This window comes from Pelomonas lactea, assembly GCF_043555885.1.
GTDB lineage: Bacteria > Pseudomonadota > Gammaproteobacteria > Burkholderiales > Burkholderiaceae_C > Pelomonas > Pelomonas lactea.
Map to the genome: position 1 here is coordinate 54,150 of NZ_JBIGHX010000007.1, position 25,238 is coordinate 79,387.

Below are 25,238 nucleotides of genomic sequence, written 5' to 3' on the forward strand. Positions count from 1 at the left end.
AGTCTGCGACGTCAGCGACGTCATCGACTCAAGGCTGCTTCTGCAGCACCAGCCCGCGGCGCTCCAGCAGCGGCGCGATGTCCGGCTCGTGGCCCACGAGGTTGCGGAACAGCACCATCGCATCCTCGCTGCCGCCGCGCGACAACAGCTTGGCGCGCAGCGCGTCGCCGTTGGCGCGCTTCAGGCCACCGCGCTTTTGCAGCCACTCCACCGTGTCGGCGTCCAGCACCTCGCTCCAGATGTAGGCGTAGTAGCCCGCCGCGTAGCCGCCCATGATGTGGCTGAAGTACGGCGTGCGGTAGCGCGGCGGCACCGGCGGGAAGGCGACGCCCTCCTCCTGCAGCACCCGCGCCTCGATGTCCATCAGCGCCTCGGGCGCCGGCGCCTGGGTGGCCTGGTGCAGGCGCTGGTCCAGGATGGCCGACTGCAGGTAGGACAGCGTCGTGTAGCCCTGGTTGAAGCGCTTGGCACGGGCCACCTTGTCCAGCAGCTCGCGCGGCATGGGCGCGCCGGTCTGGTAGTGCCTGGCGTAGTTGGCCAGCACGCTGGGCCAGTCGGCCCAGACCTCGTTGACCTGCGACGGGTACTCGACGAAGTCGCGCGGCACGCGGGCCAGGCTGGGGTAGCGGCTCTGGTTGAACATGTAGTGCAGCGCGTGGCCGAACTCATGGAACAGCGTGTTGACCTCGTCCCAGGTCATCAGCGTCGGCTCGCCGGCCGGCGGCTTGGGGATGTTCAGGTGGTTGGCCACCACCGGCTGCGTGCCCTCCAGCGGGTTCTGGCTGACGTAGGAGTTCATCCACGCACCGCCGCGCTTGGCTGGCCGCGCGTACATGTCGGCGATGAAGATGGCCAGCGGCTTGCCGTTGGCATCGAACACGTCGTATGTGCGCACATCGGCCTGGTAGACCGGCAGGTCGGTGCGGCGCTTGAAGGTGATGCCGTACAGCTTCTCGGCGGCAAAGAACACGCCGCGCTCCAGCACGCTGGTCAGCTCCAGGTAGGGCTTGAGCTGGTTCTCGTCGAAGCCGTACTTGGCGGCGCGCAGCTTCTCGGCGTAGTAGCTCCAGTCCCAGGCCTGCAGCGCGAAGCCGGGCTGGCCCTTGGCGGCCTGGTCGCTGTCGATAAGCTGCTGCAGCTCGGCCGCTTCCGCCTTGGCCGAGGCGACCGCCGCGGGGGCCAGCTTGCGCAGCAACGCGTTGACGGTGTCGGCGGACTTGGCGGTCTCTTCCTCCAGCACGAAAGCCGCCGGCGTCGCGTAGCCCAGCAGCGCCGCGCGCTCCTGGCGCAGCGCCAGCACGCGGGCCACGGTGGCGCGGGTGTCGAACTCGTTGCCACGCGCACCGCGGGCGACCGAGGCACGGTGCAGCCGCTCGCGCACCGCCCGGTTCTGCAGGCTGGTCTCGAAGGGCTGGATGGTGGTGTTCAGCAGCGCGATGGCGTACTTGCCGTTCTGGCCCCGCTTGGCAGCCAGGTCGGCCGCCGCGGCGATCTGCGCGGGCGTCAGGCCGGCCAGTTCCTCGGCACTGTCGACGATGACGGCCGAGTCGTTCACCTCGGCCAGCACCGCCTTGCTGAAGCGCGCGCCCAGCGTCGCCAGCTCGGCGTTGATGGCCTTCATGCGCGTCTTCTGCTCGTCGTTCAGCAACGCGCCGGCCCGCACCATGTCGCGGTAGGTGCGCTCCAGCAGGCGCCTGCCTTCGGCATGCGGTGCGGCCTTGTCGCGCTGGGCGTAGAGCGCCTGCACGCGGGCGAACAGCTTGGCGTTCAGCAGCACGGCGTCGCGCTGGGCGGCCAGCTTGGCCGCGTAATCGGTCTGCAGCTGCTGGCGGGCCGGATTGGCGTCGGCGCCCATCAGGTTGCCCAGCAGGTTGCTGGCGCGGGCCAGCAACCGGCCGCTCTTCTCGAGCGCGACGATGGTGTTGTCGAAGGTGGGCGCAGCCGGGTTGTCGGCGATGGCCTGCACCTCGGCGAGCTGCTCGGCCATGCCGCGATCCAGCGCGGGCGCGAAATGCTCATCGCGCAGCTTGTCGAACTGCGGGTAGCGCAGCGGCAGCGGGCTGGTGGCCAGCAGCGGGTTGTCGGCAGGGGCCTGGGCGCCGGCCAGGCCGGTGGCCATCAGGGCAGACAGGAGCAGGGGCGCTATGCGTTTGGCAGCGGGCATGGGCAAGGGTGTCTTGTGGACGAAACCCTCAAGGCTAACCGCCCTGCCCCGCCCGGCCGGAAGCCACGCTTGTAAAGCCGTCTTTACGTCTCGCCCGGCAGCAGCCACTGGCGCCGCGCACCGAACACCGCGTTCGGGTACTCCGGCCGGCCGCGGCTGCCGTTGTAGCGGCCCAGCGCCAGGAACATGTCGCCCTTCTCGCGGTCCAGGTAGTGGCGCAGGATGACGCAGCCGAAGCGCAGGTTGGTCTGCATGTGGAACAGCGCCGACGCGTTGCCGTCGCCGATGGCCTTGGTCCAGAACGGCATGACCTGCATGTAGCCGCGCGCACCGGCCGTGCTGATCGCGTACTTGCGGAAGCCGCTTTCCACCTGGATCAGGCCCAGCACCAGGCTGGGCTCCAGCCCCGCGCGCTTGGCCTCGTACCAGACCGTCTCCAGGAACTCGATGCGGATCTGCGTCTCGGTCTTGCGCTTCTTCAGCCGCTCGCTGGTGGCGCCCAGCCAGCGCAGGTAGGCCATGCGCGCCTCGGTGTCATCGAACTTCGGCCGCGGCGGCGCCGCCTGCGCGATGGAAGCGCTCAGCGCCGAGCGGATGGAGTCCGCCAGCGGCTCTTCCAGCTGCGCACCGGCCCGCGCCGCGAGGGGCGCGGCCAGCAGGCCCGACAGCAGCAGCCGGCGCTTCAAAGCTTGAGCAGGCCCTTCAGGTGGGCCACGACGTCACCCACCGCGACCTTGGTCGCGGCCTCGTCACGGCGGCCCTGGTACTCGACCTGGCCTTCCTTCAGGCCGCGGTCGCCCAGCACCACGCGGTGCGGCACGCCGATCAGCTCCCAGTCCGCGAACATCGCGCCCGGGCGCTCGCCGCGGTCGTCCAGCAGCACGTCCACGCCAAGCAGCCGAAGCTCGTCGTAGAGCTTCTCGGACGCTGCCTTGACGTCGGCGCTGCGGTCGGCACCGATGGGGCAGACGACGACGGTGAACGGCGCGATCGCGTCCGGCCAGATGATGCCGCGCGCGTCGTGGTTCTGTTCGATGGCCGCTCCCAGGATGCGCGTCACGCCGATGCCGTAGCAGCCCATCTCCAGCAGCTTGGGCTTGCCGTTCTCGTCCAGGAAGGTCGCGTTCATCGCGGCCGAGTACTTGGTGCCGAGATAGAACACATGGCCCACCTCGATGCCGCGCTGGATGGCCAGCACGCCCTTGCCGTCCGGCGACGGATCGCCCGCGACGACGTTGCGGATGTCGGCGACGACATCGGGCTCGGGCAGGTCGCGGCCCCAGTTGGCGCCGGTGAAGTGGAAGTCCGCCTCGTTGGCGCCGCAGACGAAGTCGCTCATGTTCGCGACGGTGCGGTCGGCGACGATCTTCAACGGCGCCTTCAATCCGATGGGCCCCAGGTAGCCGGGCTTGCAGCCGAAGTGCGCGTCGATCTCGACGCCGGTCGCGAAGCGGAAGCCGCCCTTCAGGCCCTCGACCTTGCCGGCCTTCACCTCGTTGAGCTCATGGTCGCCACGCACCAGCAGCAGCCAGACCTGCGTCTTGACGATGTGGCCGTCCTTGTCCAGTTCGTCGGTGGCCAGCACCAGCGACTTGACCGTCTGCGCCAGCGGCAGGCCCAGCAACGCCGCGACGTCCTCGCAGGTGCTCTTGCCCGGCGTGGGCGTCTTGGCCAGGGCCTGCGTGGCCGCACCGCGCGTGCCGATCAGCGCCACGCCCTCGGCCAGCTCCATGTTGGCTGCGTAGTCGCTGGTGGGGCAGTAGACGATGGCGTCCTCGCCGGTCTCGGCAATGACCTGGAACTCGTGCGAGCGGTCGCCGCCGATGGCGCCGGTGTCCGCCGCCACGGCGCGGTACTCGAGGCCGAAGCGCTCGAAGATCTTGCAGTAGGCCGCGTACATGTTGTCGTAGCTGCGGCCGGCGGCGTCGACGTCACGGTCGAAGGAATAGGCGTCCTTCATCGTGAACTCGCGGCCGCGCATCAGGCCGAAGCGCGGGCGGCGCTCGTCGCGGAACTTGGTCTGGATGTGATAGAAATTTTTCGGCAGCTGGCGGTAGGAGCGCAGTTCCTGGCGGGCGATGTCGGTGATGACTTCCTCGCTCGTCGGCTGCACGATGAAGTCGCGGCCATGCCGATCCTTCACACGCAGCAGCTCGGGGCCCATCTTGTCGAAACGACCCGTCTCCTGCCACAGCTCCGCGGGCTGGATGACCGGCATCAGGCACTCCACCGCGCCCGCAGCGTCCATCTCCTCGCGGATGATCTTTTCAACCTTGCGAATGACGCGAAGCCCCATCGGCATGTAGTTGTAAATGCCGGCGCCCAGGCGCTTGATCATGCCCGCGCGCATCATCAGCTTGTGGCTGACGATCTCCGCGTCCGCGGGCGCTTCCTTGAGGGTGGAGATGAAGAACTGGGAGGCTTTCATGGCGGGGCTGGAATGCGAAGGCCGGGTGAAAACCCGGCCAAGTCACGACAAAAGGGAGAGAAGTCTCCGGGTTAGCGAGGGCGCTACCGCGATCGCGGCCCGATGCAATAATCGAACCAACTAGAGATTTGAGGTTGATTATGCTCGACCGTGAAGGCTTCCGCCCCAACGTCGGCATCATCCTGCTCAACCATCGCAACGAGGTGTTCTGGGGCAAACGCATCCGGACGCATTCGTGGCAGTTCCCGCAAGGGGGCATCAAACACGGCGAGACGCCTGAGCAGGCGATGTTCCGAGAGCTCCACGAAGAGGTGGGGCTCACACCAGAGCATGTGCGCATCATTGCGCGGACGCGCGACTGGCTGCGCTACGAGGTGCCGGAGCACTTCATCCGGCGCGATGCGCGGGGCCACTACCGCGGCCAGAAGCAGATCTGGTTCCTGCTGCAGATGATGGGCCGCGACTGCGACATGAACCTGCGCGCGACGGACCACCCCGAGTTCGATGCCTGGCGCTGGAACGAGTACTGGGTGCCGCTGGAGGCCGTCATCGAGTTCAAGCGCGGCGTCTACGAGATGGCGCTGACCGAGCTCGCCCGCTACCTGCCGCGCATCAATCATCACAACCGCTACCTGCGTGCCGGCATGCGCCCGCCGCACCGCGAGCGCCACAGCGGCCCGATGCCGCTGGAGCCCGCCGCGACGCCGCCCGACGGCGACCCGCGCGCCGACTGACCGCCGGCGTCAACGCAGCACGAGGTTGTCGCGATGGATGAGTTCGGGCTCGGCCGCATAGCCGAGCACGGCCTCGAACTCTGACGAGGGCTTGCGGGCGATCAGGCGCGACTCGGCGCCGGAGTAGTTGGCCAGTCCACGCGCCAGCTCGGTGCCGTCCGGCGCCAACACGGCGATGACATCGCCACGATGGAAGTCGCCCTGCACTTCCGTGACGCCGATGGGCAGCAGGCTCTTGCCCTCGCCGCGCAGCTTGGTCACGGCGCCGGCATCCACCTTCACGGCGCCGCGCATCTGCAGATGGTCCACCATCCACTGCTTGCGCGCCTGCAGCTTGGCCGTGGCGGCATGCAGGGCGGTGCCGATGGCCTCGCCGGCGCCCAAGCGCAGCAGCACGTCCGGCTCGCGCCCCCAGGCGATGACGGTGCCGGCGCCGCTGCCCGCGGCACGCTTGGCGGCCAGGATCTTGGTCAGCATGCCGCCGCGGCCGATGCTGGACCCGGCCCCACCGGCCATGCGCTCCAGCTCGGGGTCGCCAGCCTGGGCGTTGTCGATGAAGCGCGCCGACGGGTCCTTGCGCGGATCGGCCGAGTACAGGCCTCGCTGATCGGTCAGGATGACCAGCGCATCGGCTTCGACGAGGTTGGCCACCAGTGCGCCCAGCGTGTCGTTGTCGCCGAACTTGATCTCGTCGTTGACGACCGTGTCGTTCTCGTTGATGACCGGCAGCACGCGGTGGGCCATCAGCGTCAGCAGTGTCGAGCGTGCATTGAGATAACGCTCGCGGTCGGCCAGGTCGGCGTGCGTCAGCAGCACCTGCGCGCTGTGCATGCCGTGAGCGCTGAGCTGGCTTTCATACATCTGCGCCAGGCCCATCTGGCCGACGGCGGCCGCAGCCTGCAGCTCGTGCAGCTCCTTGGGCCGCGTCGTCCAGCCCAGCCGCTTCATGCCCTCGGCGATGGCGCCACTGGACACCATGACCAGCTCGCGCCCCTCCGCTGCCAGCGCCGCCAGCTGGCGGCTCCAGTTCGCGATCGCCTCGGCATCCACGCCGCGGCCCTCGTTAGTGACGAGGCTGGAACCGACTTTGACAACGATGCGGCGCGCGCTGGACAGCAAACTCATTCGGCAGGGTCAGGGGTATCGAAACGAACATCGCGCTCTTCGATCACCCGCTGCTCGGCAGCGACGTGGTCGTAGATGGCGTGGATCAGCGGCTGGCAGCCTTCGCGGGTCAGCGCCGAGATCTCGAAGACCGGCCCCTTCCACTTGTAGCGCTTGACGAAGTCCTTCACGCGCGCGGCGCGCTCGTCCTCAGGCACCATGTCCAGCTTGTTCAGCACCAGCCAGCGCGGCTTGGCGTGCAGCTCCGGGTCGTACTTCTTCAGCTCGGCGACGATGGCCTTGGCCTCCTTGACCGGATCGACCTCGGGGTCGAACGGTGCCAGGTCGACGACGTGCAGCAGCAGCCGCGTGCGCTGCAGGTGGCGCAGGAACTGGTGGCCCAGGCCGGCACCCTCCGCGGCACCTTCGATGAGGCCGGGGATGTCGGCGACGACGAAGCTCTTCTCCGGTGCGACGCGCACGACGCCCAGGTTGGGGTGCAGCGTCGTGAACGGGTAGTCCGCGATCTTGGGCTTGGCGTTGGAGATCGCCGTGATCAGCGTGGACTTGCCCGCGTTGGGCTGGCCCAGCAGGCCGACATCGGCCAGCACGCGCAGCTCCAGGCGCACCTTCTTGACTTCACCCGGCCAGCCCGGCGTCTTCTGCCGCGGCGCACGGTTGGTGGACGTCTTGAAGTGCAGGTTGCCGAAACCGCCGTCGCCGCCCTTGCACAGCAGGATGCGCTGACCGGGCTCCAGCAGTTCGCCGATGACGGACTCGGTTTCCAGGTCCGTGATGATGGTGCCGACCGGCATGCGCAGCACGATGTCGTCGGCAGCGGCGCCGAAGCAGTCCGAGCCCCGGCCGGCCTCGCCGTTGCGGGCCTCGTGGCGGCGCGCGTAGCGATAGTCGATCAGCGTGTTCAGGTTGCGGTCGGCCTCGGCCCAGACGCTGCCGCCCTTGCCGCCGTCGCCACCGTCCGGCCCGCCGAAAGGGATGAATTTTTCGCGGCGAAAGCTCGCGCAGCCAGCGCCACCGTTCCCGGCGGCGACATCGATGGTGGCTTCGTCAACGAATTTCATGGCGGTCGGCCATCGTAATGGCTGGGTTGAATCCGGCGCACCGTCGTGTGACGCGCCTGACTTCAGAAATGACAAAGCCCCGGCGGACCGGGGCTCGTGAGTCGGGCGATGAATTCGCCCGCATTCGCTGGCGCTGCTTAGGCGGCCAGCGGCGTGACGACGACCGTCGCGCGGTTGCTTGCACCCTTGGTGGTGAAGCTGACATGGCCATCGACCAGCGCGAACAGCGTGTGGTCCTTGCCGATGCCGACATTCACGCCGGGGTGGAACTTCGTGCCGCGCTGGCGGACGATGATCGAGCCAGCGGAGATCAGTTCACCGCCGTAAGCCTTGACGCCCAGCATCTTGGGCTTGGAGTCGCGGCCGTTCCGTGTAGAACCGCCGCCCTTTTTCTGTGCCATGTTTAGCTCCTAGAAATTAGCGAAAGAAGATGGTGGGATCAGCCGTTCACCGCGCTGATTTCCAGCTCGGTGTAGTTCTGGCGATGGCCCTGGCTCTTCTTGTAGTGCTTGCGACGGCGCAGCTTGAAGATGCGAACCTTGTCGTGCTTGCCGTGGCTGACAACCTTGGCGCTGACGGTGGCACCGGCCACCAGCGGCGCGCCGACGGTCAGGCCGTCACCGCTGCCAACTGCCAGCACCTGGTCGAGCGTGACCTCGGCGCCAACTTCCGCGTCGAGCAGCTCGACCTTGATCTTTTCGCCGGCAGCAACCTTGTATTGCTTGCCGCCAGTCTTGATGACTGCGTACATAGACTTCCTTCCGCACCCCGGGGGCGCACTCACCGGACTGCCGCCGCCGCTTTCGCCGCCGCGCCTTCGTCTGGCCTTTTTGTGGGTTTTGGTTCTCTCGGCAACCCGGCCGAACCCGGCGCACCGGACACACGAGCTGCAAAGAGCCCGCGAGTATACCCTTGGTCTGGCCCATCATGCAATGCCAGACTTGCCGCGCCCCGACGGCTCCACGACTGCTTGCATGGTCAGCGCTCCCCGGAGCGGGTCTCCGGCCGTTTCTATAATGGCCCGATTCCTAGCTTGAGAGTCAAGAGTGCGCGTCGAGTCTGCCTCGCCCCCACCCCAAGTTGCCGAGGCACTCGCCCTGCTGGCCACCGAAATGGCCCAGGTCGATGCGGTCATCGCCCAGCGCCTGAGTTCCGAGGTCGCGCTGATCGACCAGATCGCCCACTACATCGTGCACGCCGGCGGCAAGCGCATGCGCCCCAAGCTCGTGCTGCTGTTCGCCAACGCGCTGGGCTTCGAGGGTCCGGCACGTTTCGAACTGGCAGCCGTGGTGGAGTTCATCCACACCGCCACGCTGCTGCATGACGACGTCGTGGACGAGTCGTCCCTGCGCCGCGGCAAGCCCACGGCCAATGCGCTGTTTGGCAATGCGGCCAGCGTGCTGGTGGGCGACTTTCTGTACTCGCGCGCCTTCCAGATGATGGTCTCCGTGGACCGCATGCGCGTGCTGGAGGTGCTGGCCGAAGCCACCAACGTCATCGCCGAGGGCGAGGTCCTGCAGCTGATGAACATGCACGACCCCGACATCACGGTCGAGAGCTATCTGCGCGTCATCCGCTTCAAGACCGCCAAGCTGTTCGAGGCCAGCGCGCGCCTGGGCGCCGTGCTGGCGAATGCGTCGCCGGAGATTGAGGAAGCCTGCGCCGGCTACGGTCGCGCACTGGGCACAGCCTTCCAGCTCATCGACGACGTGCTGGACTATGAAGGTGATACGCACGAACTCGGCAAGAACATCGGCGACGACCTTCGCGAAGGCAAGACGACGCTGCCCCTGCTGATCGCGATGGAGCGCGCAACACCCGAACAGCGCGCGCTGCTGCGCCATGCGATCGAGGAAGGCGAGCTCGACAAGCTGCAGGACATCGTCGCCATCGTGCGCTCCACGGGCGCACTGGAGTCCACCCGCGACGCCGCCCGCACCGAGGCAGAACACGCGGGCGAGTGCCTCAAACAACTTCCTCGCAACAAGTGGACAGAATCTCTGCTAGAATTCGCAATTCGGTCGGTTGAGCGTCATTCCTGACAATCAACCGCAGCAGAAGACATCGGGGTGTAGCTTAGCCTGGTAGAGCGCTACGTTCGGGACGTAGAGGCCGGAGGTTCGAATCCTCTCACCCCGACCAAGTCTTCAATCCGCCCTCGGGACGAGGCGCGGACTTGCAGCGAGAGCCACCGCCCGGTGGCTGCTGATTTCGTCACAGAAACACGGCTAATCCGCTCGTCTGGTGCGGGTTCGGCCGCTGGCACAATCGACGGACTTCTCGTCTTCGCGTCACTGACGCCATCGCAGTGGAAACCACGCTCGCCGAGCCGCTCCAGTCCGCCCTGTCAGGGGTAGCGCGCATGCTTGTACATGCCGGCAAGCTCCAGACCAAAGCGGCCGAAGATCTGGTGCGCCAGGCGCGCGAGAAGAAGACCAGCTTCGTCAACGCGGTGATCGCCAGCGGCCAGGTGTCGGCGTCGGATCTGGCGCATACGCTGTCCAGCGCGCTGGCGCTGCCGTTGCTGGACCTGTCGGCGATGGACCCCCAGAAGATGCCGCAGAACGTCATCGACGGGAAGCTGGCACAGCAATACCAGGTTGTCGCGCTGTCGCGGCGCGGCAGCCGGCTTTTCGTCGGCGGCGCGGACCCGACGGATCTCGAAGTTATCGAACGCATCAAGTTCGCGACGCAACTGCAGCCCGAGTGGGTCATCGTCGAGCACGACAAGCTGACCAAGATGCTCAGCAGCGTCGGCGTCAGCGCGACCGAGTCCCTGGAAGCCATCGCCGGCGGCGACTTCGACTTCGACATCGCAGAGGAGGACGCCACACCTCAGCAGGAAGCGGCCGAGATCGCCGACGTCGAGGACGCGCCCGTCGTGCGCTTCCTGCAGAAGATGCTGATCGACGCGATCAACCTCCGCGCATCCGACCTGCACTTCGAACCCTACGAGTTTCACTACCGCGTGCGCTTCCGCGTCGATGGCGAACTGCGCGAGATCACGCAGCCGCCGATCGCCATCAAGGACAAGCTGGCGTCGCGCATCAAGGTCATCTCCCGGCTGGATATCGCGGAAAAGCGCATCCCGCAAGACGGGCGCATGAAGCTCAAGTTCGGCAACAAGTCCATCGACTTCCGCGTCAGCACACTGCCCACGCTCTTCGGCGAGAAGATCGTGATCCGTATCCTGGATTCCTCCTCGGCCAAGCTGGGTATCGATGCGCTGGGCTACGAGAAGATCGAGAAGGAACGGCTGCTGGCTGCCATCTACCGCCCCTACGGCATGGTGCTGGTCACCGGCCCGACCGGCTCGGGCAAGACGGTGTCGCTCTACACCTGCCTGAACATTCTGAATCAGCCCGGCGTGAACATCTCGACCGTCGAGGATCCGGCGGAAATCAACCTGCCAGGCATCAACCAGGTCAACGTCAACGACAAGGCGGGCCTGAACTTCTCGGCGGCGCTCAAGTCCTTCCTGCGCCAGGACCCGGACATCATCATGGTCGGCGAGATCCGCGACCTGGAAACCGCCGACATCGCGATCAAGGCGGCGCAGACGGGCCACATGGTCATGTCCACGCTGCACACCAACGATGCACCCAAGACGCTGACCCGCCTGCTGAACATGGGCGTCGCGCCATTCAACATCGCGTCCAGCGTGCTGCTCATCACCGCGCAGCGACTGGTGCGCCGGCTGTGCGAGAACTGCAAGGCGCCCGCCGAGTACCCGCGCGACGCGATGCTGAAGGCCGGCTTCGTCGAGGAGGATTTCGACGGCAGCTGGAGACCGTACCGGGCCGTCGGCTGCAGCAATTGCACAAATGGTTACCGGGGCCGGGTGGGCCTTTACCAAGTGATGCCCATCACCGAGGACATCCAGCGCATCATCCTGGCCGAGGGAACGGCGATGGACATCGCCGAGCAGGCCAAGAAGGAGGGCGTGCGTGATCTGCGGCAGTCGGGCCTGGTCAAGGTCCGCGTCGGCGTCACGACGCTGGAAGAAGTCCTGTCGGCCACCAACGAATAGAACAGTCGCGAGGAGAGCGCATGGCCACCGCCGCAGCAAAAGGCGTCAAGGACTTTGTTTTCGAATGGGAGGGCAAGGACCGCAACGGCAAGGTCGTCAAGGGCGAACTGCGTGCCGGCGGTGAGGCCATGGTCAGCGCCACGCTGCGCCGCCAGGGCATCCTCGTCAACAAGGTCAAGAAGCGCCGCGCCAGCGGCGGCTCGTCCATCAAGCAGAAGGACATCGCCGTCTTCACGCGCCAGCTTGCCACGATGATGCGCGCCGGCGTGCCGCTGCTGCAGGCCTTCGACATCGTCGCCCGCGGCGCCACCAATCCACGCCTGACGCGGCTGTTGAACGACATCCGCCAGGACGTGGAGACCGGCACCAGCCTGTCCGCCGCGTTCCGCAAGCACCCGATGTACTTCGACGCGCTGTACTGCAACCTCGTCGAGGCCGGCGAGGCGGGCGGCATCCTGGAGGCGCTGCTGGACCGACTGGCGATCTACCAGGAGAAGACGGTCGCGCTGAAGAACAAGATCAAATCCGCGCTGACCTACCCCATCGCCGTGCTGACGGTGGCCTTCATCGTCGTCGCGGTCATCATGATCTTCGTGATCCCGGCGTTCAAGGAGGTGTTCACCTCCTTCGGCGCCGACCTGCCGGCGCCCACGCTCATCGTCATGGCGATGTCGGAGTTCTTCGTCAGCTACTGGTACATCATCTTCACCGCCATCGGCGGCGGCCTGTACTTCTTCATCCAGAGCTGGAAGCGCTCCGAGAAGATGCAAAAGCGCATGGACCGCATCCTGCTGAAGATCCCCGTGTTCGGCGACCTGATGTTCAAGTCGGCCGTCGCGCGCTGGACGCGCACGCTGTCGACGATGTTCGCCGCCGGCGTGCCGCTGGTGGAAGCGCTGGACTCAGTGGGCGGCGCGTCGGGCAACGCGGTGTTCCAGGAAGCCACCGAGCAGATCCAGCGCGACGTGTCCACCGGTTCGGCGCTGACGACGTCCATGCAGACCACCGGCATCTTCCCGACCATGGTGCTGCAGATGGCCTCCATCGGCGAGGAATCCGGCTCGCTGGACCACATGCTGGCGAAGGCCGCCGAGTTCTACGAGGACGAAGTTGACGAGGCCGTGAAGGCGCTGTCCAGCCTGATGGAGCCCTTCATCATCGTCATCCTGGGCGGCCTGATCGGCGGCATCGTCGTGTCGATGTACCTGCCCATCTTCAAGATCGGCTCGGTCGTGTAATCCGTGTGCGGCGGGGCTGCCGAATGCGGGTAGATTGCTGCCCGCACTCATTCACCCGCCGTCCACCATGCCCCTCGCCTCCATCGACTGGTCCATCTGGCTCTCGCCCTGGGTACTGGGCATCCTGGGCCTGTGCATCGGCAGCTTCCTGAACGTCGTCATCCACCGGCTGCCGCAGATGCTGGAGCGGCAGTGGCTGCACGAGTCCGCCGCGCAACTGACCGACGCCGCCGCGATGGCGCGCGTCGCGCAGGTGCCGCAGGCCGACGCCGACAAGCTGGCCAAGGCTGTGGACGACTACGGCACGCGCATCGAGGCACTGCCACCCTTCGACCTCGTCCAGCCCCGCTCGCGCTGCCCGCACTGCGGCCACCAGCTGCGCTGGCACGAAAACCTGCCGCTCGTCGGCTGGCTGCGGCTGGGCGGCAAGTGCGCGGCCTGCAAGGCACCCATCTCCAAGCGCTACCCCATCATCGAGCTGCTCACGGGGCTGGCGTTCGCCGGGCTGTCCTGGCGCTTCGGCGCACAGCCGACGACGCTGCTGTGGTGCGGCTTCGTCGCCGCGCTGATCGCGCTGGCGATGATCGACCTGGACACGCAGTTCCTGCCCGACGACATCACGCTGCCGCTGCTGTGGGCAGGCCTCGCAGCCTCGGCCCTAGGCTGGACTGTGCCGCTGGACAAGGCCGTCATCGGCGCCGCCGCCGGGTATGTGTCGCTGTGGTCGATCTACTGGCTCTACAAGCTGGTGCGCAACCGCGAGGGCATGGGCTATGGCGACTTCAAGCTGCTCGCCGCCATGGGCGCATGGCTGGGCTGGCCCATGCTGCTGCCCATCGTGCTGCTGTCTTCGGCGGTCGGCGCCGTGGTCGGCGTGTTCCTAATCCTGTTCCGCGGGCACAAGTGGGAGATCCACATTCCCTTCGGCCCCTACCTCGTCGGCGGCGGCCTGACCGCGCTGTACGTGGGGCAGCGCGAACTGCTGGACCTGCTGGGCCTGTTCCAGCTGGGCTGAGATGCGCATCGGTCTCACGGGCGGCATCGGCTCGGGCAAGAGCACGGTGGCCGGTTTCCTGCGCGAGGCCGGGGCGGCCATCGTCGACACGGATGCAATCTCGCGTGCGTTGACGCTGCCGGGCGGCGCGGCCATGCCGGCCATCACCGAGCAGTTCGGCGCGGAGTTCGTGACCGCCGATGGCGCACTGGACCGCGACCGCATGCGCGCCCTCGCCTTCTCGGACACCGCCGCCAAGCGCCGGCTGGAGGCCATCCTGCATCCGCTGATCACCGCCGAAGCGCTGGCCCAGGCCGAGGCGGCCCGCGCGCCGCTGGTGGTGTTCGACGTGCCGCTGCTGGTCGAGTCCGGCCGCTGGCGGCCGCGCGTGGCGCGTGTGCTGGTCATCGACTGCACGGTCGACACGCAGCGGGCCCGTGTGCTGCAGCGCCCGGGCTGGACGCCGGCGCGCGTCGACGGCGCACTGGCCGCGCAGGCCACGCGCGAGGCGCGCCGCGCCGCGGCCGACGCCGTCATCCTGAACGAGGAGTTGCCGCTGGCGGCGCTCAGAAACGAGGTCATGAGCCTGGCCGCACGCTGGGGCTGTGAAACAATGACGCCGCCCTGACTGAAGTCCCCGCCGTGGTCCTGTACGAGTACCCGTTCAACGAGAGCATCCGCACGATGCTCCGCCTCGAACACCTGTTCGACCGCCTCGGCGCCCTGATGGCCCGCGATCCCGCGCTGGACCACCATTTCGCGCTGGTCACGTTGTTCGAGATTCTCGACGTGGCCTCGCGCGCCGACCTGAAGAGCGACCTGCTGAAGGAGCTCGAGAAACACAAGGCGCAGTTCAACGCCTACCGCGGCAGCCCCGGCGTGGATGACGCGCGGCTGGACGAGGTCATCGCCCGCATCGACGGCGCCTTCCAGCGGCTCAACGCGCTGAACGGCAAGACCGGCGCGGCGCTGGCCGGCAACGACTGGCTGATGAGCATCCGCAGCCGCATCAGCATCCCGGGCGGTACCTGCGAGTTCGACCTGCCCGCCTACTACCACTGGCAGCAGCTGCTGCCGGTGCGCCGCCGCAAGGACCTGATGGCCTGGGCGCAGTCGCTGATGCCGCTGGCCGAGGCGCTGCAGGTGCTGCTGGGCCTGCTGCGCGACTCCGGCACGCCGCACAAGGTGGCCGCCACGGCCGGCCAGTTCCAGCAGAGCCTGCCGGCCGGCCGCGTCTACCAGCTGCTGCGCATGCGCATCGACCCGAGCCTCGGTCTGATTCCCGAGATCACCGGCCACCGGCTGATGGTGTCCATCCGGCTGATGCGCCAGGACGAGGAAGGCCGGCTGAAGCTGGCGCCCGAGGACACCGGTTTCGAACTGGCGTTGTGCCAATGAAGAAGAACGCCCAAGGTGAGCGCCTGGTGCGCTGCCCGCAGTGCGGTGGCGACAGCGTGTTCGCGCCCAGCAACAAGTGGCGCCCGTTCTGCAGCGAGCGCTGCCGGCAGATCGACCTCGGCGCCTGGGCCAGCGAGAGCTTCCGCGTGCCGGCCGCGCCGCCGCAGGACCCCGACGAGATGCTGGGTACCGACGGCGGCGAGCCGCTCAGGCACTGAGCAGGCGCCGCGACACCAGCTCGCGCCGCGCGCTGGCGGCATCGGTGAACAGGAAAGACTGCCAGTCGCGCGACAACGCCGCGTCGACGTTGGCCGGGTGATCGTCCAGGAACACCAGCTCCTGCGGCGCCGCACCGAAGTGCCGCTCGGCCATCGCGAAGATCTCGGCACCCGGCTTGATCTGCTTCACGCGCCCCGAGAACAGCCCCGACTCGAACCACTCCGTCAGCGGGTAGGTCTGGCTGAGATGGTCCGCGTAGGGCTCGGGCATGTTGGACAGGAAGTGCAGCGTGTGCCCCGCGGCCTTCAGGTCGCGGATCAGCACCACCGTGGCCGGGATGGGCATCAGCTCCTCCGGCACGGCGCGCACGACCTGCTCCACCTCGCCGCGTGGCCAGCCGGTGCGGGCCGAGATGCGGCGCACCACCTCGTCGGCGCCGATCAGCCCCTGGTCGAACAGGCCCCAGTCGCCGCCGTAGTTCTGGAAGAACACCGACGCGACCTGAGCGCCCTGCTCCAGCGTCTCGATGCGGTGCGGCCAGACGCGCGCCAGGAAGCTGGCCGGGTGCCAGCGGAAGACGACGCCGCCGAAGTCGAAGACGATCCTCATGCGGCGGTCAGGCGGGCCAGCAGGCCGGCGGTCGAGCCGTCCAGGCCCGACGTGTCGCCGGAATCCAGCCGCGGCAGCAACTGGTTGCACAGCGCCTTGCCGAGCTCCACGCCCCACTGGTCGAAGCTGTTGATGCCCCACAGCGCACCGGTCACGAAGACGCGGTGCTCGTACAGCGCGATCAGCGCGCCGAGGGACCGCGGCGTCAGCGCGTCCAGCACCAGCGTCGTGCTGGGGCGGTTGCCAGGGAAGCTGCGGTGGCGCGACAGCACATCGCGGTCCAGCGTGGCCGAGGCGGTCGGCGCCTTCTCGGTCAGCGCCTCGGCGGCGGTCTTGCCCTGCATCAGCGCCTGGCTCTGCGCGAGGCAGTTGGCCAGCAGCTTGCGGTGCTGGTCGGCCAGCTTCTCGGCCAGGTCGCCGGAGGCGCCGTGATTCGGGCGCTTCACGGCGATGAACTCGACCGGGATGACGTCCGTGCCCTGGTGCAGCATCTGGAAGTAGGCGTGCTGGCCGTTCGTGCCGGCCTCGCCCCAGACGACCGGCGATGTGCCGATGGCCAGCGCATGGCCGTCCAGGTCCACGCCCTTGCCGTTGCTTTCCATCTCCAGCTGCTGCAGATAGGCCGGCAGCCGGCGCAGGCCCTGGTGGTAGGGCGCGACGCTGCGGCTCGTGAAGCCGTGGAAGTTGCGATACCAGATGTCGACCAAGCCCAGCAGCACCGGCAGGTTCTGCGCCAGCGGCGTGGCGGCGAAGTGCTGGTCCATCGCGTGCGCGCCGGCCAGCAGCGCGCGGAAGTTGTCGGCACCGACGGCAATGGCGATCGGCAGGCCGATGACCGACCACAGCGAGTAGCGGCCGCCCACCCAGTCCCAGAAGCCGAACGCGGTGTCGATGCCGAACGCGGCAGCGGCGGCGGTGTTGCTGCTGGTGGCGACGAAGTGGCGCGCCACGTTCGTGCCTCCCTGGCTCAGGAACCAGGCCTTGGCGGCCTGCGCGTTGGCCAGCGTCTCCTGCGTCGTGAAGGTCTTGGACGCGATGACGAACAGCGTGTGCTGCGCGTCGAGGCCGGCCAGCACCGGCGCCAGGTCGTGACCGTCGACGTTGGAGACGAAGTGCAGCTTCAGGTCGCGGCGCGTGAAGGCCTGCAGCGCCTGCACGACCATCGCCGGGCCCAGGTCGCTGCCGCCGATGCCGATGTGCACGACGTCGGTGATGTCACCGCGCTCGCCGCGGCGCACGCTCTCGGCGAACGCCAGCATCGCGTCCAGCGAGGCCTGCACATCGGCATTGAACGGCGCGTCGCTGCCGGCCGGCGCGCGCAGCGCCGTGTGCAGCACCGCCCGGCCTTCGGTGTGGTTGACCGGGTCGCCGCGCAGCAGCGCGTCGCGCCGCGCTTCCAGGCCGCAATCGGCGGCCAGTTTCAGCAGCAACGCCAGCGTGGGCGCGTCGATGCGGTTCTTGGACAGGTCGGCGAAGACCTCGGGCGCCTGGAAGGACAGCGCGCCGAAACGGCCCGCGTCGGCCTGGAATGCCGCGCGGATGTCGAAGCCGCGACCGCTCGCGGCGTAGTGGGCCTGGAGTTCGGCCCAGACGGGGGAGAGGTCGCAGCGCGTCGTCATGTCAGGCCGCCTCGATGAGCTTGTCCAGCTTGCCGGCGTCGACGGCGAACAGGCGGATGCCTTCGGCCAGCTTCTCGGTGGCCATCGCGTCCTCGTTCAGCGCGAAGCGGAAGGCGGCTTCGTCCAGGTGGATGGCGGGCACGGCGGCGGCCTTGGCCGGGTCCAGCGCACGCTCCAGCGTGGCGTCGGTCGCCTGCAGCTGCGCGAGCAGGTCCGGGCTGATGGTCAGCAGGTCGCAGCCGGCCAGCGCCTGGATCTGGCCGATGTTGCGGAAGCTCGCGCCCATGACCTCGGTCTTGATGCCGTGCTGCTTGAAGTAGCCGTAGATCTGCGTCACGGACTTCACGCCCGGGTCGTTGACGCCGGCCATCGCGGCCTCGTCCCAGCTGGCGCCGGCCTGCTTCTTGTACCAGTCGTAGATGCGGCCGACGAACGGCGAGATCAGCTGCACCTTGGCCTCGCCGCAGGCCACGGCCTGCGCGAACGCGAACAGCAGCGTCAGGTTGCAGCGGATGCCTTCGCGCTCCAGCTCGGCGGCGGCCTGGATGCCTTCCCACGTGGACGCCAGCTTGATCAGCACGCGCTCGCGCGAGATGCCGGCGGCTTCGTACAGGCCGATGATGCGGCGCGCGCGGAACAGCGAAGCGGCCTTGTCGAACGACAGGCGTGCATCGACCTCGGTGGACACGCGGCCCGGCACGACCTTCAGGATCTCCAGCCCGAAGCGCACCAGCACGTGGTCGACGATCTCGTCCAGCGGCTTGCCGCGGTGGGCTTCGACCGTCTCCTTCAGCAGCGGAGCGTAGTCGGGCGACTGCACGGCCTTCAGGATCAGCGAAGGGTTGGTCGTCGCATCCCGCGGCGCGAACTGCGCCAGCTGCAGGAAGTTGCCGGTGTCCGCAACGACGGTGGTGAAGGACTTGAGTTGGTCGAGCTGGTTCATGGCTTGAGCTCCGGATTGACCCGGCGAAGAAACTGCTGCATAGTATTTCACGAAACTTAGTTACACAACGGTTAGCGCCCCCTGCGTGGGCCTGGCCTGGAGACGCTTCCGATGTCCTTCGATCTCGTGTTCTTTGGTGGTACCGGCGACCTGACGTGGCGCAAGCTGATGCCCGCGCTGTTCCAGGCCTTCCGGCACGGCAAGCTGCCCGAGGGCGGCCGCATTCTCGCCGTCGCCCGTGACGATCAGTCCGACGAGCGCTACCGCGAGTGGCTGAAGGAGCGCTTCCGCGAGGTGGATGGCGCCAAGCGCCCCAACGACGAGGAGTTCGAGAAGTTCGCGGCGCTGATCCACTACCGCCGCATGGACCTGTCGCAGCCCGAGCACTACCAGGGCCTGAAGGACTGGCTGGACGCGCGCAACGCCGACACCGTCGTGCTGTACCTGGCCACCAGCCCGCACCTGTTCACCGGCATCTGCCAGCAGCTGGGCGCCGTCGGCCTGAACCACGACAAGGTGCGCGTCGTGCTGGAGAAGCCGCTGGGCCACGACCTGGCGAGCGCGCAGGAGATCAACCGCGCGGTGCGCGGCGTGTTCGCCGAAAGCCAGGCCTTCCGCATCGACCACTACCTGGGCAAGCCCTCGGTGCAGAACCTGATGGCGCTGCGCTTCGGCAATGCGCTGTTCGAGCCGCTGTGGCGCCGCGAAAGCATCGCCAACATCCAGATCACGCTGGCCGAGCGCCTGGGCGTGGGCACGCGCGGCGCCTTCTACGACGGCACCGGCGCGCTGCGCGACATGATCCAGAACCATGCGCTGCAGCTGCTGACCATGATTGCGATGGAGCCGCCGTCCACCAACGACGCCGACGCCATCCGCGACGAGAAGCTCAAGGTGCTGCGCTCGCTGAAGCCCTTCACGGCCGAGAGCGTGGCCCGCGATGTCGTGCGCGGCCAGTACCGCGCCGGCAACATCGAGGGCAAGGCGGTGCCGGGCTATCTCGAAGAGGTCAAGGTGCCGGCGGACAGCCAGTGCGAAACCTTCGTCGCGCTGCGCACCGAGGTCAACAACTGGCGCTGGGCCGGCGTGCCGTTCTACCTCCGCACCGGCAAGCGCCTGGCCGAGCGCGACGCGGAAATCGTCGTCAACTTCCGCCCGGTGCCGCACAAGATCTTCCCGGGCGCCAGCCAGCCCAACCGCCTGGTCATCAAGCTGCAGCCCGAGGACGGCCTGGAACTGCAGTTGCTGGCCCAGAAGGGTGCGGGCGCCGGCGAGCAGCTGACGCCAGTGTCGCTGGACCTGGACTTCGACAAGGCCTTCGCGACGCAGCGCGTCGGCGCCTACGAGCGCCTGCTGCTGGACGCCATCGCCGGCCGCCTGAACCTGTTCGTGCGCAGCGACGAGCAGGAGCAGGCGTGGCGCTGGGTCGAGCCCATCCTGGACGCCTGGGCGGCCGACACCAGCGGCCCGCGCCCCTACTCCGCCGGCTCCTGGGGCCCGGCGGCTGCAAGCGCGCTGGTGGCGCGTGACGGCTTCAGCTGGGCGGAAGAACAATGACGGCCGCCGCGCTGGGCCGCCCCGAGCAAGGCCGCGCCCTCCTGGAGGGCCGCGCAACGTACCCGTTGAGCGGGGAGCAAACATGAGCATCCTCGAGCGCGTCAAGGCCGCCCTGCCGGCCCTGCCCCCGGCCGAGCAGCGCGTCGCCAAGCTGCTGCTGGCTGACGCGCGCAGCTTTGCCAACCTGCCCGTCAGCGAACTGGCCGACCGCTCGCACGTCAGCAAGCCCACCGTCGTGCGCTTCTGCCGCAGCGTGGGCTATGACGGCCTGGCCGACTTCAAGCTGAAGCTGGCTGGCAGCGTCAACGAAGGCGTGCCCTTCGTACACCGTGCGGTGGACGAGGACGACAAGCCCGGCGACGTGATCGTCAAGGTCGTTGACAACGCAGTCGCCGCGCTGCTGCACTACCGCAACGACGCCGCCAGCCATGCGTTCGAGCGCGCCATCGACGCGCTGGCCGATTCGGCCCGCCACAACAAGCGCATCGAGTTCTACGGTGTCGGCAACTCCGGCATCGTCGCGCAGGACGCGCAGCACAAGTTCTTCCGCCTGGGCGTGAACACCGTCGCCACCAGCGACGGCCACGTGCAGCTGATGAGCGCGACGATGCTGCAGCCCGGCGACTGTGCCGTCATCATCAGCAACTCGGGCCGCAGCCGCGACCTGCTGGACGCCGCCGACATCGCGCGCAAGAAGGGCGCCACCATCATCATCATCACGGCCAGCGCGTCGCCGCTGGCGCAGCTGGCGCTGGGCCCCAGCCAGATCCTGCTGGCGGTGGACCATCCGGAGGACTTCGACCGTTACAGCCCCATGGTGTCGCGGCTGCTGCACCTGATCGCGGTGGACATCCTGACGACCGGCGTGGCGCTGAAGCTGGGCCAGCACCTGCGGCCGGTGCTGCAGGAGATCAAGAAGAACCTGCGCGCGAAGCGTTACGCCGGCTGACCGGTTGCACGCCCCTGAAACGGAGCAAGCCAACGGCAGCCAAGCCGGCAAAGAAACAAAGCCCGCTTTCCGGCGGGCTTTGCACTTTCAGATTCACGCTTGTGCGGCGGGGGCGGGGCTTGGCGGCCAGAGCAGTTCCGCCACGCCGTAGACGCGGGCGAGCTCACGCAGCTTCTCAGGCGCACCGTCGAGCTTGAGCGTCGCGCCCTGCTCACTGCACTGGCGCGCCGCCGACAGCAGCAGGCTCAGCGCCGAGGAGTCGAAATCCTTCAACTCGATGGCCGACAGCCGCACCTCGCGGCCGGCTGCGGCCAGCACCTGGGCGGCCTCGGCGCGCAGCGCGGGCGACATCAGCGCCCAGGCGGCGCGGGCGCCGTCCATGCGCAGCCGCGCGGGGAGCTTCAAGCCGCTCAAGATCAGCCCTTGGCCGCGCCAGCCTTGGCGTTCTTGTCGGCCAGGCTCTTGATGAGGCCGTCGATGCCGTTGGCGCCGATCTCCTGGGCGAAGCTGTTGCGGTACTGGTCCGCCAGCCAGATGCCCAGCACGTTCACGTCGTAGATCTTCCAGACCTCACCGGCCTTCTCCAGGCGGTAGTCCAGCTGGATGGGATCACCCTTGCCGCGGATCTCGGTCTTCACGACGACATCGGTATCGGTGGGCTGGGCGCGCAGCGGCTTCAGGCCGATCTGTTGATCCTTCACCTGCGTCAGCGCGCCGGCATAGGTGCGCACCAGCAGCGTCTTGAACTCGGCCTGCAGCTTCTGCTGCTGTTCGGGCGTGGCCTGGCGCCAGAAGCGGCCGACGGCGGAGGCCGTCATGCGCTGGAAGTTCACGTGCGGCATCACCTTGGCGTCGACCAGGGCGATGATCTTGTTCACGTTGCCGGCCTGGATGTCCTTGTCGGACTTGACCGTCTCCAGCACCTCGATGGACAGCCCGCGGATGAGCTGGTCGGGCGCGCTGCCGTCGGCGGCATGCGCCGCGGAGGCCAGGCCCAGCGTGGCGAAAGCAGTGACGGCCAGCAGGCCGCGGCGCAGGGGATTCAGCAAAGTCATGGTGTCGCTTTCTCTGAGCAGGGACCGACGTTCAACGCGCCAGCCCCGGGTTTGGTTCACCGCGATGCCGCGGACGCCGGATCGGCGGGCCTCTTCACATCCGGCTGAGCGGCAGCGTCGCCGTTGCCGGTCACCAGCACCTCCACTTCGTCGTCATCGTCGAAGCTGCCGCGCCGCTGCAGGTAGGCATCGCGGTAGAAGGTGTACTTGTCCAGCGCGATGCCTTCCAACATCTCGCCGGCGCGCAGGAAGTTGGCCCGCGTGTTGACGATGTTCAGCGTCGTGATGGCCACTTTCTTCCTGCCGTCGTCGAACACCCGGGCGGGCGAGGCCTGCCAGTCAACCGGCAGCGCCAGCGAGTCGCGCACCGATGACGGCCCGAACAGTGGCCAGACGACGTAGGCGCCGGTGCCCATGCCCCAGTGGCCCAGCGTCTTGCCGAAGTCCTGGCTGTTCTTCTCCAGCCCGGCCTCGGTGGCGATATCCAGCACGCCGGCCAGGCCCAGCGTCGAGTTGACGGCGAAGCGCATGCCCTGCTCCACGCCCGACTTGAAGCGGCCCTGCAGGAACAGGTTGACCGTCGACCAAGCGTCGCCGATGTTGCCGAAGAAATTGTCGATGCCGGTGCGGATGGGAGACGGCACGATCTCCGAGTACGCGGTCGCGACCGGCTTGAGCACCGCCGCATCCAGCTTCTCGTTGAACGCGAACACCTTGCGGTTCCAGTTCTCCCACGGGTCCATGCGCTGGCCCTTGGAGCCCATGACCTTGTCGACGGCACGCTCCACGCGGTTGCCGACGCCCTTCACGGTCTGGCAGCCGGCCAGGCCCAGCACCAGGGCCATCAGCGCCAGGGTGCGGATCAGCCCGCTCACGGCTTGCCCCCGGAGGCCGGTGCCGCGCTGCCCATGTCGGACGCCTTGCTGTTGATGAACTGGCCGATCAGGTTCTCCAGCACGACGGCGCTCTGCGTCTGCTTGATGAGGTCGCCGCCGGCCAGGTTCTTCTCGTCCGCGCCCGGCTCCAGGCCGATGTACTGCTCGCCGAGCAGGCCCGAGGTCAGGATCTTGGCCGAGCTGTCCTTGGGGAAGGCGGTGTTCTTGTTCAGGTTGATGACGACCTTGGCCTGGAAGGTCTTGTCATCAAAGCTGATGGACTCCACGCGGCCAACGACGACACCGGCGCTCTTGACCGCCGCATTGGGCTTCAGGCCGCCGATGTTGTCGAAGCGCGCCGACACCTGGTAGGTGGCGTCGAAATTGAGGCTGAGCAGATTCCCGGCCTTCAACGCCAGGAAGAGCAGCGCCGCGCCGCCCAGCAGCACGAAGAACCCCACCCAGGCGTCATGTCGAGAGGCTTGCATGTGTACTCCCTGACTCCATTCAAATAGAAAACATCATCGCGGTCAGCATGAAGTCCGCCGCCAGCACGGCCAGCGACGACAGCACGACCGTGCGCGTGGTGGCGGCCGACACGCCTTCCGGCGTGGGCCGGCAGGTGTAGCCCTGCAGCAGCGCGACGAAGGTCACCGTCACACCGAACACCAGGCTCTTGACGACGCCGTTGCCGACGTCCGCGAACACATCCACACCGCCCTGCATCTGCGACCAGAACGCGCCGGCGTCGATGCCGATCAACGGCACGGCCACCAGCCAGCCGCCGATGATGCCGACGGCCGAGAAGACTGCCGCAAGTAAGGGCATGGCAATAAAACCACCCCAGAAGCGCGGTGCCAGCACGCGCTGCACGGGGTCGACGGCCATCATCTCCATCGCCGTCAGCTGCTCGCCCGCCTTCATGAGGCCGATCTCGGCCGTCAGCGACGTGCCGGCGCGGCCGGCGAACAGCAGCGCCGTGACGACCGGGCCCAGCTCGCGCACCAGGCTCAGCGCCACCAGCAGGCCCACCGCCTCGGCGGAGCCGTAGCGCTGCAGCGTGTAGTAGCCCTGCAGCGCCAGCACGAAGCCGACGAACAGGCCCGACACGCCGATGATGGACAGCGACTTGTTGCCCAGGTGGAACACCTGCTCGCGCACGAGCACGAAGCGCGCGAGTGCCTTCGGCGACCGGGCCAGCAGGCTGAAGAACAGCCGGGCGGACGCGCCGATGTCGACCAGCTTGTGGCGCACGCCGGCACCGATGCGCGCTGCGAAGGCGATCATGCGGGCACCCCGAAGTCTTCGGCCACCGGCTTGGCCGGCTGGTGGAAGCGCACCGGACCATCGGCCTCGGCGCCGACGAATTGACGCACCAGCGGGTCATCGCTGTGGCGCAGCTCGTCGGGCGTGCCCTGGGCGACGATGCGGCCGTTGGCCACCATCGCAACGTGGTCGGCGATCTGGAAGGTTTCGTGCAGGTCGTGGGAGACGATGACGCTGGTCAGGCCCAGCGCGTCGTTCAGGTCGCGGATCAGGCGGGCGGCGACGCCCAGCGAGATCGGGTCCAGGCCGGCGAAGGGCTCGTCGTACAGCACGAGGTCGGGGTCCAGTGCGATGGCGCGGGCCAGCGCCACGCGGCGGGCCATGCCGCCGGAGATCTCGCTGGGGAGCAGGTCACGCGCGCCGCGCAGGCCCACGGCGTTGAGCTTCATCAGCACGAGGTCGCGGATCATGGCCTCGGGCAGGTCGGTGTGCTCGCGCAGCGGGAAAGCCACGTTCTCGAACACGCTGAGGTCGGTGAACAGCGCGCCGAACTGGAACAGCATGCCCATGCGCCGGCGCACGGCGTACAGGCCGGCCAGATCCAGCGGCGCCAGATCCTGGCCATCGAACAGCACCTGGCCCGCAATCGGGCGCAACTGCCGGCCCAGCAGCCGCAGCACGGTGGTCTTGCCACCGCCCGAGGTGCCGATCAGCGCCAGCACCTTGCCGCGTTCGAGCTTCAGGTTGACGCCGTCGAGGATCACGCGATCGCCGTAGCCGCAGCTGACGTTGCGCAGTTCGATCAGGGGAGCGGTTGACAAGGGAGTCACGCGGGCGGGCCGGAGCCGAGCGGGATGAAAGGGCGCCATGATAGGGGAAACACCGAGACATGCCCGAACCCGGTTTTCCGCCCCCGGCGCGGTTGCGCCGGCGCCGCCTTTCAACCGCAAACCGTGGCCCAGTTCACAAATCGA

26 protein-coding genes and 1 tRNA gene are annotated in these 25,238 nt (G+C 67.9%); 11 read left to right on the forward strand and 16 right to left on the reverse strand.

All coding sequences use genetic code 11. From position 1 onward, the window contains the following. Positions 1 to 28: 28 nt before the first annotated feature. From ACG04Q_RS18440 to ACG04Q_RS18450, 3 genes are all read right to left on the reverse strand, one after another. The gene (locus tag ACG04Q_RS18440; protein ID WP_394512678.1) at positions 29 to 2,164 is read right to left on the reverse strand and encodes a M3 family metallopeptidase; all 2,136 of its coding nucleotides are present in this window, start codon (positions 2,162 to 2,164) and stop codon (positions 29 to 31) included. Between the two features lie 83 nt (positions 2,165 to 2,247). Next, entirely contained in the window at positions 2,248 to 2,850 is a 603-nt protein-coding gene (locus ACG04Q_RS18445) for a lytic transglycosylase domain-containing protein (RefSeq protein ID WP_394512680.1), read from the reverse strand. Continuing rightward, positions 2,847 to 4,592 (reverse strand): proline--tRNA ligase, encoded by a 1,746-nt coding sequence (locus ACG04Q_RS18450; RefSeq protein WP_394512682.1) that lies wholly within the window; start codon positions 4,590 to 4,592, stop codon positions 2,847 to 2,849. The genes ACG04Q_RS18445 and ACG04Q_RS18450 overlap by 4 nt, the downstream gene beginning before the upstream one ends. Positions 4,593 to 4,732: 140 nt before the next feature. On the opposite strand from ACG04Q_RS18450, the gene ACG04Q_RS18455 reads away from it, so the two are divergent. Further along, positions 4,733 to 5,326 carry an RNA pyrophosphohydrolase gene (locus tag ACG04Q_RS18455; RefSeq protein WP_394512683.1) on the forward strand — a complete coding sequence of 198 codons (594 nt, stop codon included), beginning with the start codon at positions 4,733 to 4,735 and terminating at the stop codon, positions 5,324 to 5,326. A gap of 9 nt (positions 5,327 to 5,335) precedes the next feature. Here ACG04Q_RS18455 and proB read toward each other — a convergent pair whose 3' ends face one another. The 4 genes from proB to rplU form a co-directional block, all read right to left on the reverse strand. Next, positions 5,336 to 6,451 (reverse strand): glutamate 5-kinase, encoded by a 1,116-nt coding sequence (gene proB / locus ACG04Q_RS18460; protein WP_394512684.1) that lies wholly within the window; start codon positions 6,449 to 6,451, stop codon positions 5,336 to 5,338. After that, on the reverse strand, positions 6,448 to 7,512 hold the full coding sequence (gene obgE / locus ACG04Q_RS18465; RefSeq protein WP_394512686.1) for a GTPase ObgE: 1,065 nt from the start codon (positions 7,510 to 7,512) through the stop codon (positions 6,448 to 6,450). Before obgE ends, proB begins: the two co-directional genes overlap by 4 nt. Before the next feature lie 137 nt (positions 7,513 to 7,649). Further along, a complete protein-coding gene (gene rpmA / locus ACG04Q_RS18470; protein WP_268148837.1) occupies positions 7,650 to 7,913 on the reverse strand; it encodes a 50S ribosomal protein L27 in 264 nt (87 codons plus the stop codon). Positions 7,914 to 7,951: 38 nt separating this feature from the next. Continuing rightward, complete coding sequence (gene rplU, locus ACG04Q_RS18475; protein WP_394512688.1) at positions 7,952 to 8,263, reverse strand: 50S ribosomal protein L21; 312 nt, start codon at positions 8,261 to 8,263, stop codon at positions 7,952 to 7,954. Positions 8,264 to 8,609: 346 nt separating this feature from the next. On the opposite strand from rplU, the gene ispB reads away from it, so the two are divergent. The 8 genes from ispB (at position 8,610) to ACG04Q_RS18515 (ending at position 15,390) form a co-directional block, all read left to right on the forward strand. After that, positions 8,610 to 9,554, forward strand: a complete 945-nt coding sequence (gene ispB, locus ACG04Q_RS18480) for an octaprenyl diphosphate synthase (protein ID WP_474103966.1) — start codon at positions 8,610 to 8,612, stop codon at positions 9,552 to 9,554. 23 nt (positions 9,555 to 9,577) lie between these two features. After that, positions 9,578 to 9,654: transfer RNA gene (locus tag ACG04Q_RS18485), tRNA-Pro, on the forward strand. A gap of 220 nt (positions 9,655 to 9,874) precedes the next feature. Beyond that, positions 9,875 to 11,542, forward strand: a complete 1,668-nt coding sequence (pilB, locus tag ACG04Q_RS18490; protein ID WP_394512691.1) for a type IV-A pilus assembly ATPase PilB — start codon at positions 9,875 to 9,877, stop codon at positions 11,540 to 11,542. A gap of 20 nt (positions 11,543 to 11,562) precedes the next feature. Continuing rightward, complete coding sequence (locus ACG04Q_RS18495) at positions 11,563 to 12,780, forward strand: type II secretion system F family protein (protein ID WP_394512692.1); 1,218 nt, start codon at positions 11,563 to 11,565, stop codon at positions 12,778 to 12,780. 67 nt (positions 12,781 to 12,847) lie between these two features. After that, positions 12,848 to 13,795, forward strand: coding sequence for a prepilin peptidase (locus ACG04Q_RS18500; protein ID WP_419964745.1), 948 nt, complete (start codon positions 12,848 to 12,850; stop codon positions 13,793 to 13,795). A 1-nt stretch (position 13,796) separates the two neighbouring features. Then, on the forward strand, positions 13,797 to 14,402 hold the full coding sequence (gene coaE / locus ACG04Q_RS18505) for a dephospho-CoA kinase (RefSeq protein WP_394512697.1): 606 nt from the start codon (positions 13,797 to 13,799) through the stop codon (positions 14,400 to 14,402). Positions 14,403 to 14,416: 14 nt separating this feature from the next. After that, on the forward strand, positions 14,417 to 15,172 hold the full coding sequence (zapD, locus tag ACG04Q_RS18510; protein ID WP_394512699.1) for a cell division protein ZapD: 756 nt from the start codon (positions 14,417 to 14,419) through the stop codon (positions 15,170 to 15,172). Beyond that, the gene (locus ACG04Q_RS18515; RefSeq protein ID WP_394512702.1) at positions 15,169 to 15,390 is read left to right on the forward strand and encodes a DNA gyrase inhibitor YacG; all 222 of its coding nucleotides are present in this window, start codon (positions 15,169 to 15,171) and stop codon (positions 15,388 to 15,390) included. Before zapD ends, ACG04Q_RS18515 begins: the two co-directional genes overlap by 4 nt. Here ACG04Q_RS18515 and ACG04Q_RS18520 read toward each other — a convergent pair. The 3 genes from ACG04Q_RS18520 to tal are packed head-to-tail and all read right to left on the reverse strand — an operon-like array spanning position 15,380 to position 18,562. Beyond that, entirely contained in the window at positions 15,380 to 16,000 is a 621-nt protein-coding gene (locus tag ACG04Q_RS18520; RefSeq protein ID WP_394512704.1) for an HAD family hydrolase, read from the reverse strand. The genes ACG04Q_RS18515 and ACG04Q_RS18520 overlap by 11 nt on opposite strands. After that, the gene (gene pgi, locus ACG04Q_RS18525; RefSeq protein ID WP_394512706.1) at positions 15,997 to 17,619 is read right to left on the reverse strand and encodes a glucose-6-phosphate isomerase; all 1,623 of its coding nucleotides are present in this window, start codon (positions 17,617 to 17,619) and stop codon (positions 15,997 to 15,999) included. Before pgi ends, ACG04Q_RS18520 begins: the two co-directional genes overlap by 4 nt. 1 nt (position 17,620) lies before the next feature. After that, the gene (tal, locus tag ACG04Q_RS18530; protein WP_394512709.1) at positions 17,621 to 18,562 is read right to left on the reverse strand and encodes a transaldolase; all 942 of its coding nucleotides are present in this window, start codon (positions 18,560 to 18,562) and stop codon (positions 17,621 to 17,623) included. Between the two features lie 111 nt (positions 18,563 to 18,673). Here tal and zwf point away from each other — a divergent pair, with 111 nt between their 5' ends. Beyond that, the gene (zwf, locus tag ACG04Q_RS18535) at positions 18,674 to 20,119 is read left to right on the forward strand and encodes a glucose-6-phosphate dehydrogenase (protein WP_394512711.1); all 1,446 of its coding nucleotides are present in this window, start codon (positions 18,674 to 18,676) and stop codon (positions 20,117 to 20,119) included. Positions 20,120 to 20,207: 88 nt separating this feature from the next. Continuing rightward, positions 20,208 to 21,068, forward strand: a complete 861-nt coding sequence (locus tag ACG04Q_RS18540; protein ID WP_394513004.1) for a MurR/RpiR family transcriptional regulator — start codon at positions 20,208 to 20,210, stop codon at positions 21,066 to 21,068. Positions 21,069 to 21,161: 93 nt separating this feature from the next. Here the strand turns inward: ACG04Q_RS18540 and ACG04Q_RS18545 are convergent, their stop codons facing one another. The 6 genes from ACG04Q_RS18545 to ACG04Q_RS18570 are packed head-to-tail and all read right to left on the reverse strand — an operon-like array spanning position 21,162 to position 25,133. Beyond that, complete coding sequence (locus tag ACG04Q_RS18545; protein WP_394512713.1) at positions 21,162 to 21,473, reverse strand: STAS domain-containing protein; 312 nt, start codon at positions 21,471 to 21,473, stop codon at positions 21,162 to 21,164. Between the two features lie 11 nt (positions 21,474 to 21,484). Then, on the reverse strand, positions 21,485 to 22,123 hold the full coding sequence (locus tag ACG04Q_RS18550; RefSeq protein WP_394512714.1) for an MlaC/ttg2D family ABC transporter substrate-binding protein: 639 nt from the start codon (positions 22,121 to 22,123) through the stop codon (positions 21,485 to 21,487). A 56-nt stretch (positions 22,124 to 22,179) separates the two neighbouring features. After that, on the reverse strand, positions 22,180 to 22,998 hold the full coding sequence (locus ACG04Q_RS18555) for an MlaA family lipoprotein (protein ID WP_394512715.1): 819 nt from the start codon (positions 22,996 to 22,998) through the stop codon (positions 22,180 to 22,182). After that, on the reverse strand, positions 22,995 to 23,486 hold the full coding sequence (gene mlaD, locus ACG04Q_RS18560) for an outer membrane lipid asymmetry maintenance protein MlaD (protein ID WP_394512717.1): 492 nt from the start codon (positions 23,484 to 23,486) through the stop codon (positions 22,995 to 22,997). Before mlaD ends, ACG04Q_RS18555 begins: the two co-directional genes overlap by 4 nt. A 19-nt stretch (positions 23,487 to 23,505) precedes the next feature. Further along, positions 23,506 to 24,285, reverse strand: coding sequence for a lipid asymmetry maintenance ABC transporter permease subunit MlaE (mlaE, locus tag ACG04Q_RS18565; protein ID WP_394512718.1), 780 nt, complete (start codon positions 24,283 to 24,285; stop codon positions 23,506 to 23,508). Continuing rightward, a complete protein-coding gene (locus tag ACG04Q_RS18570) occupies positions 24,282 to 25,133 on the reverse strand; it encodes an ABC transporter ATP-binding protein (protein WP_394512720.1) in 852 nt (283 codons plus the stop codon). Before ACG04Q_RS18570 ends, mlaE begins: the two co-directional genes overlap by 4 nt. Between the last annotated feature and the right edge of the window lie 105 nt (positions 25,134 to 25,238).

What these genes read in the sequence shown, in the direction of transcription:
- ACG04Q_RS18440 (WP_394512678.1), bottom strand. Translation starts at nt 2,164, where the DNA reads ATGCCCGCTGCCAAACGCATAGCGCCCCTGCTCCTGTCTGCCCTGATG.
- ACG04Q_RS18450 (WP_394512682.1), bottom strand. Translation starts at nt 4,592, where the DNA reads ATGAAAGCCTCCCAGTTCTTCATCTCCACCCTCAAGGAAGCGCCCGCG.
- ACG04Q_RS18455 (WP_394512683.1), top strand. Translation starts at nt 4,733, where the DNA reads ATGCTCGACCGTGAAGGCTTCCGCCCCAACGTCGGCATCATCCTGCTC.
- proB (WP_394512684.1), bottom strand. Translation starts at nt 6,451, where the DNA reads ATGAGTTTGCTGTCCAGCGCGCGCCGCATCGTTGTCAAAGTCGGTTCC.
- obgE (WP_394512686.1), bottom strand. Translation starts at nt 7,512, where the DNA reads ATGAAATTCGTTGACGAAGCCACCATCGATGTCGCCGCCGGGAACGGT.
- rpmA (WP_268148837.1), bottom strand. Translation starts at nt 7,913, where the DNA reads ATGGCACAGAAAAAGGGCGGCGGTTCTACACGGAACGGCCGCGACTCC.
- rplU (WP_394512688.1), bottom strand. Translation starts at nt 8,263, where the DNA reads ATGTACGCAGTCATCAAGACTGGCGGCAAGCAATACAAGGTTGCTGCC.
- pilB (WP_394512691.1), top strand. Translation starts at nt 9,875, where the DNA reads ATGCTTGTACATGCCGGCAAGCTCCAGACCAAAGCGGCCGAAGATCTG.
- ACG04Q_RS18495 (WP_394512692.1), top strand. Translation starts at nt 11,563, where the DNA reads ATGGCCACCGCCGCAGCAAAAGGCGTCAAGGACTTTGTTTTCGAATGG.
- ACG04Q_RS18500 (WP_419964745.1), top strand. Translation starts at nt 12,848, where the DNA reads ATGCCCCTCGCCTCCATCGACTGGTCCATCTGGCTCTCGCCCTGGGTA.
- coaE (WP_394512697.1), top strand. Translation starts at nt 13,797, where the DNA reads ATGCGCATCGGTCTCACGGGCGGCATCGGCTCGGGCAAGAGCACGGTG.
- ACG04Q_RS18515 (WP_394512702.1), top strand. Translation starts at nt 15,169, where the DNA reads ATGAAGAAGAACGCCCAAGGTGAGCGCCTGGTGCGCTGCCCGCAGTGC.
- ACG04Q_RS18520 (WP_394512704.1), bottom strand. Translation starts at nt 16,000, where the DNA reads ATGAGGATCGTCTTCGACTTCGGCGGCGTCGTCTTCCGCTGGCACCCG.
- pgi (WP_394512706.1), bottom strand. Translation starts at nt 17,619, where the DNA reads ATGACGACGCGCTGCGACCTCTCCCCCGTCTGGGCCGAACTCCAGGCC.
- tal (WP_394512709.1), bottom strand. Translation starts at nt 18,562, where the DNA reads ATGAACCAGCTCGACCAACTCAAGTCCTTCACCACCGTCGTTGCGGAC.
- zwf (WP_394512711.1), top strand. Translation starts at nt 18,674, where the DNA reads ATGTCCTTCGATCTCGTGTTCTTTGGTGGTACCGGCGACCTGACGTGG.
- ACG04Q_RS18550 (WP_394512714.1), bottom strand. Translation starts at nt 22,123, where the DNA reads ATGACTTTGCTGAATCCCCTGCGCCGCGGCCTGCTGGCCGTCACTGCT.
- mlaD (WP_394512717.1), bottom strand. Translation starts at nt 23,486, where the DNA reads ATGCAAGCCTCTCGACATGACGCCTGGGTGGGGTTCTTCGTGCTGCTG.
- mlaE (WP_394512718.1), bottom strand. Translation starts at nt 24,285, where the DNA reads ATGATCGCCTTCGCAGCGCGCATCGGTGCCGGCGTGCGCCACAAGCTG.
- ACG04Q_RS18570 (WP_394512720.1), bottom strand. Translation starts at nt 25,133, where the DNA reads ATGGCGCCCTTTCATCCCGCTCGGCTCCGGCCCGCCCGCGTGACTCCC.